The sequence below is a fragment of the Kluyvera sp. Awk 3 genome (genome assembly GCF_028069715.1).
Taxonomy (GTDB): Bacteria; Pseudomonadota; Gammaproteobacteria; order Enterobacterales; family Enterobacteriaceae; genus Kluyvera; species Kluyvera georgiana_A.
In genome coordinates this window covers 1-826 of the sequence record NZ_JANEWH010000298.1, presented here as the reverse complement: position 1 = coordinate 826, position 826 = coordinate 1, and the positions used below count along the sequence as shown (strand labels likewise).

At 37.2% G+C, this 826-nt stretch carries 1 protein-coding gene; it reads right to left on the bottom strand.

The features are described 5' to 3' along the window. Positions 1 to 15 precede the first annotated feature (15 nt). Positions 16 to 537 carry a helix-turn-helix transcriptional regulator gene (locus tag NNN71_RS24755; protein ID WP_271459599.1) on the bottom strand — a complete coding sequence of 174 codons (522 nt, stop codon included), beginning with the start codon at positions 535 to 537 and terminating at the stop codon, positions 16 to 18. Positions 538 to 826: the final 289 nt, after the last annotated feature.

Genomic DNA, 826 nt, shown 5'->3' with positions numbered 1-826 from the left:
TTATCGGATGTGCTTTTATGTAGTGATTTCAGAAAAAATAAACTTTCGCACCTGCCCGATATCACGCAAATTCAACTTGATAGCAATCTTCCGCACACGAGAATAAATAGTTTTATGGTTTGCGTTCATGGCTCGCGCTATGCTGGACACATCTTTATAATTCACGAGTGCATATACTATCTGCTTTTCTCTATGGGTCAGCACACTGAGTTCTCTGAGCCCATTAATATACCTCCCCACAAACACATAGCAGGGCGCGATTCCTGTCAGAATCACTTTTCGAATATGTGCCAGTGAGTCAAGAACATGAAAGGCTGTTATGGAAACGAGCATGTTTGATAAAACACTATTTCCTTTTAGAAAATAGACCTTCTGATTTACACTTAACTTCCCCTTTTTCATATTGTTCAATAATTCATTGAGCGAACCGTATGAATCTATATCCACAACGCAGACATCTTTACAGTCGCATTCTTTAAAAATTTGGCGAAATGCACAGGTGATAAATGCATTTTTACTCAAAATGATATTTTCCATTATCAGATTATTATGGCTATATAGTTAAATTCGATTGCAAAAATCTCTCATACTGGCTAGTTTCGATAAAAATACTTCTGAAAAATGAACACGCTCCACTCTTTCAGAAGAGAGAGTTGTCTGTTAGTTCCTTATCCCCCAACAGATAAAATATCGTTATCAGTCAGGGAAAATGAGTGGCATGATGAAATTATTGTGTGTGTTAATAGTATGGCTCCTTTTTCCTGAGCCAAATAGTAACCATGCGCTCACCACACTGGCAATATGTATTGACAGTCATGTAATTTAC

What these genes read in the sequence shown, in the direction of transcription:
- NNN71_RS24755 (WP_271459599.1), bottom strand. Translation starts at nt 537, where the DNA reads ATGGAAAATATCATTTTGAGTAAAAATGCATTTATCACCTGTGCATTT.